Origin of the sequence: Anaeroplasma bactoclasticum (genome assembly GCF_003550015.1) — a bacterium.
Classification (GTDB): Bacteria; Bacillota_I; Bacilli_A; order Acholeplasmatales; family Anaeroplasmataceae; genus Anaeroplasma; species Anaeroplasma bactoclasticum.
This window is the reverse complement of sequence record NZ_QXEV01000031.1, coordinates 16,052-21,024: the sequence shown is the minus strand read 5'-3', so window position 1 is coordinate 21,024 and position 4,973 is coordinate 16,052. Positions and strand designations below refer to the sequence as shown.

At 33.2% G+C, this 4,973-nt stretch carries 1 protein-coding gene and 1 riboswitch; the gene reads left to right on the top strand.

The genetic code is table 11. The annotated features are described in order from the left end of the window. Positions 1 to 270 precede the first annotated feature (270 nt). Positions 271 to 349: riboswitch (cyclic di-GMP riboswitch) on the top strand. 55 nt (positions 350 to 404) lie between these two features. Continuing rightward, a partial coding sequence (locus tag EI71_RS10235) for a hypothetical protein (RefSeq protein ID WP_211321095.1) occupies positions 405 to 4,973 on the top strand: 4,569 nt, incomplete at its 3' end.

The following is a 4,973-nucleotide window of genomic DNA, read 5'->3' as shown; positions in this document are numbered from 1 at the left end:
GTATGTTACAAGTCATGCCGAAATAGAAAAGCTAAAAGATTCGATTGAAATTATAAGAAATTAAGTAAGAAGGAATTATATTTTAAATATAATCCTTTTTTCATTGAAAAGTAGCAATAATAGGGTTATTGTGTCTTTATGTAACAAACAGAAAGAAAGAAAGATAGTTTCACTATCATTTTCAGCCTTTTACCTATTGAAAACTAATATAAGTTATGATAAAAAATATATATAATATATTTTAAAAGCGTTATTATAATGCTTTTAATGGTGTTTTAAAGGCAAAGCTAGAGAAATCTAGTGACGCAAAGCTATAGGGACCAAGGGAGAAGGTCAGCCAGTTGCCACTTAAATAGGGGAGACTGGCTTTTTTTGTTTTTATAAAAACATTAGGAGGAAGTTTTATGAGTATGAGAGAAAGGACAACTAGAAAATGGGTAACCAGATTCGTTGCTGGAATATCAGCAGTGGTTGCCCTTTTTGTGCTTATTTTTTCTATAATTGCTCCAAATGAATCAAATAGAGTATATGGTTTATCAAAAGAAGTATCTACATTAGAAGAATTATTAACTGCATTATCTTCTTCAGAATATGATGAAATTGTTTTAACTAACGCTATCACATTAACTAATGGAACTACTTTGGATGGCGATTTAGATGATAATGGATCTAGAAAAATTATTCGTGCATCTGTTACTGGTACAACAGATCAAGGTGTAATAAATAGTAATGCCTCTAATTATTCATTGTTCTATGTTGCTTCTGGTGCAACAGTTCATATCAATAATTGTATTATCAAGGGTGGAGGAAATAGTGCCATTGTTAATGGTGCTTCTAATTCTTCAACAAGCAACAATAGTACACTATATATCGATAAGTGTCAGATTTCTAATTCAGGCTCAGAAGATATTCATGGTGGAGGAATTAGAAATACAGTGGGTTCTAAGATTGTTCTTACAAACTCATCTTTAACACGTAATGTTGCCGAATATGGTGCAGGTTTCCAAAATCAGCAAGGAACATTCATTATTGACAATTGTTCTATTTCAGAAAATAGAAGCTTATCTTATGGTGGTGGCGGTGGAGAAAACACTGGTAACAACGGAAGAAATGAAGATAATGCTTATATGTATATTTATAATTCCACTATTGCAAACAATACATCTAAGGAAATTGGTGGAGGTATAAATAACTGTAAGAAGGCTAATTTATATATTATTAACTCTACTATCGCAGGAAATGCAACAACCAATGGTTCAGAGTCTGGTGCAGGTGTAGGTAATAATGATGCAACTTTATCCTGTGTAAATAGTATTTTATTAGATAATGTGTATTTGTCGGATAATACAGAAGTAGAACAGGATGCATATTCTTACTCTACTGGTTCTGTTACTTTAGATGGATGTGTATATGGTGCTGTAACAGGTAAAACTCAAGCTTTAGCAAATGCAATTGATGTAGAAGATACATGCTATAAGGTAAATGATTCTGATTCTGTATTTGCAGCAACAAAGACAGGTTCTTTGATTAATGATAATGGTAGTCAAGGAACTATTACATATAACCAGGTTGCTTTAGTAGAGGACGAGTTTGGTGTAACTTATGCACCACTTTCTAGTGATTCTATGGCACTAATTGGTAATTCTAGTATTACTCCAGTTAAAGTTGAATTTGATTATTCTGATTTATCTAATATTACATATCATACAGGAAATGAGTGTCAATCATCTACCGTAGCACCAACTACAATTGGTGGAGGTAGCGCACTTTCCGCGAATGAAAAAGTAGTAACAGTTACAGTATTTGTCAATGAAGATTTTATCATTGATGGTGGTACTATCTATGGTGATTCTTATATTGTAAATACAAATGAAACATCAAATATAACATTAGAAGCAACATCTAGAACAGGAGATGAAAGTGTATCTGTTGCGTGGGCATTAGTGGATCAAGAAAATGAAACATTAGAGATTGTTTCAGGAAATAACCCATATACAATTGATACATCTTTAAATAGCGTTGTAATGCAGCATTCTTGGGATTCTAGTAAGAATTCTTATGATATAGTATTACAGCCAATTACTTTATCCTTAGCTGCAACAGCAGGAGATAGCCAAGTTACATTAAATTGGTCATTAAATTGGAATAATACATTCTGTAAAAATTATTCAATTTCAAATTCCGATGCAGGCTTTGATATTTATTATTCTATCGTAAATGATTTTAACTCTCCTGCAACTACTAAGTATGGCTCTGTAGATGGTGAAACTACTCAGGCTATAGTTACAGGATTAGAAAATGAAACGACATATTATTTCTTTGTAGTACCAAAGGGCGAAGAAGAAACTATTGATGATGAGATTGTAGGATATGTGGCTGCAACTCCAATTGGAAATACAAAGACATATGGTCTTGCGACATCATTAGAGGCAGGAGAAAAATATTTAATAGTAAGTGCGAATAGTGTTGGTAGCGCAAAGGCATTAACTTCTGGATCTAACGCGGGTTCATTTACAAATGTAACTATTAGCGAATCAAGTGGTGGCTTTACATATATTAAAACCAGCGCTGAAGCAACTATGCTATGGACAGCAACGAAAAATTATAACAATTGGAGATTACAATCTGGAACTCGTTACGTTTCTTTATCTAGAGATGATCGTATTCTATATACTAGATCAGCAAATATGACTGTAACCTTTAACGAGGATGGTTCTGCAACAATTCATGGTAATAATCGCTATTTATCTTTAGATGGAACTGCTCCAGATAGAAGTACTACTGCTACATATGTATATTTCTTTAAAGAAAAAACAACCAAAGCTGCACCTACAACAGTAACTGCATCTATGCAGTCTATTTTAGGTGAAGATTCTGGTACGATTAGTGGTGTTAGTACTTTAATGGAGTATTCTACTGATGGTGTAAATTGGACATCATGTACAGGAACAGAAATGACAAATGTGCCTGTTGGTAAGTATTTCTTTAGATATAAGGAGACTTCTTTGACCTTTGCATCTAAAGCAGTAACAGTAGAAGTATTACCTAAGAAGATTACAAATTTCGTAATTAAGACATCTCCAACATTAAATTACACAGCAAAAGATTTACTAGATTTATCTGGTATGGTTGTAACAATTATCTATAATGACAATACAACTATTGATGTTCCATTTAGTAGCTTTGCATCATTAGATTCAAGTGTATATCAAAGGGAAAGTGGAATTATTACCGTATCTTTAGAAAACGGTACTGTATTAGGCTGTAGTGATAATGGCCAAAAGATTACTGTTAGTCTAGGTGAATTTTCAACAACAACTTTAGCTTTAAATATTAGTCATAAATATGTGAATGTAGCAGCAAAGGCTGCAACATGCGAAGAATCTGGTAATTATGAGTATTATCTTTGTGATGACTGTAGTAAGGTTTTTGACTCAAACAAGAACGAAACTACACTTGAAGCTTTAACTATTTTGCCAACAGGACACTCCTACGGAGTAGCTACATATGAATGGGCAAGTGATAATAGTACTTGTACAGCAACTGTAGTTTGCCAAAATGATTCAAATCATGTAATTAGAGAAACTGTTACATCAACAAGTGAAATTACAACAAATCCAACTTGTACTGAAGCTGGTGTAAAGACATATACAGCTACATTTACAGATACAACATATTTTGTAGCTCAATCTAAGACTGAATCTATTCTAGCATTAGGTCATGATTATGATTATTCTAATGGAGAATGGACATGGCACAATAATTATTATGTCACTGTAGTATTTACATGTACTCATGATTCATCTCATACAGTTACATATACTGCAACTATGTCTAATGGCATTACAAAAGAGGCCACTTGTGAAGAAGCAGGAGTTCATACATATACTGCAACTGTAACTATTGATGGCGTGGATTATACAGATATTCATGAAGAGGCAATTGCCCCAATAGGTCATAGCTATGGTTATCCTACATATGTATGGGCAAGTGATAATAGCACTTGTACAGCAACTGTAGTTTGCCAAAATGATGCAAACCATGTAATTACAGAAACTGTATCAACAACAAGTGAGATTACAACAAATCCAACTTGTACAAATACAGGTGTAAAGACATATACAGCTACATTTACAAATGGAACTTACTTTACTACTCAAACGAAAACAGAAGTAGTTTCAGCCTTAGGCCATGATTATGATTATCAAAATGGCGTATGGAATTGGGATAGCGTTTATTATGTAACAATTACATTTACTTGTAAAAATGATTCTACTCATACAACTACAAAACAAGCAACAGTAGAAAATGAGGTTACAAAGGCTGCAACTTGTGAAGAAGCAGGTATTCGCCTATATACAGCATCTATAACAATCGATGGTGTTACATATACAGATACTTATGAAGAAGAAATTGCACCAATAGGTCATTCTTATGGAACTCCAACGTTTGTATGGAGTAGTGATAATAAAACATGTACTGCAACAGTAGTATGTAGCCATGATTCAACACATATTATTACAGAAACAGTTAATTCTGTATCTGATGTTGATAAAGAACCTACATGCCTAGAAGATGGTAGAGGCTTATTTACTGCAACATTTACAAATACTACTTATTTCTATACACAGGTAGTTTATTCCGTAATTCCTGCATTAGGTCATGATTATGAAGTAAGCTATGTATGGGATGGATATGATAGTGTAACTGCAACTGCAGTTTGTAAGCATGATAATACTCATGTAGTAACAGAGACAAAGAATGCAACAAGTGTAACAGTTAACCCTACTTGTACATTAGATGGATCTATTACTTATACAGTAGTATTTGAAAATGATTTATTTGAAGCACAAGAATTAATTGTAACATTAACAAAGCTAGGTCATACTGAAGCTGAAGCAGTAATTGAAAATGAAGTGGCAGCAACATGTACAACTGCTGGTTCATATGATTCAGTAATCTACTGTACAGTA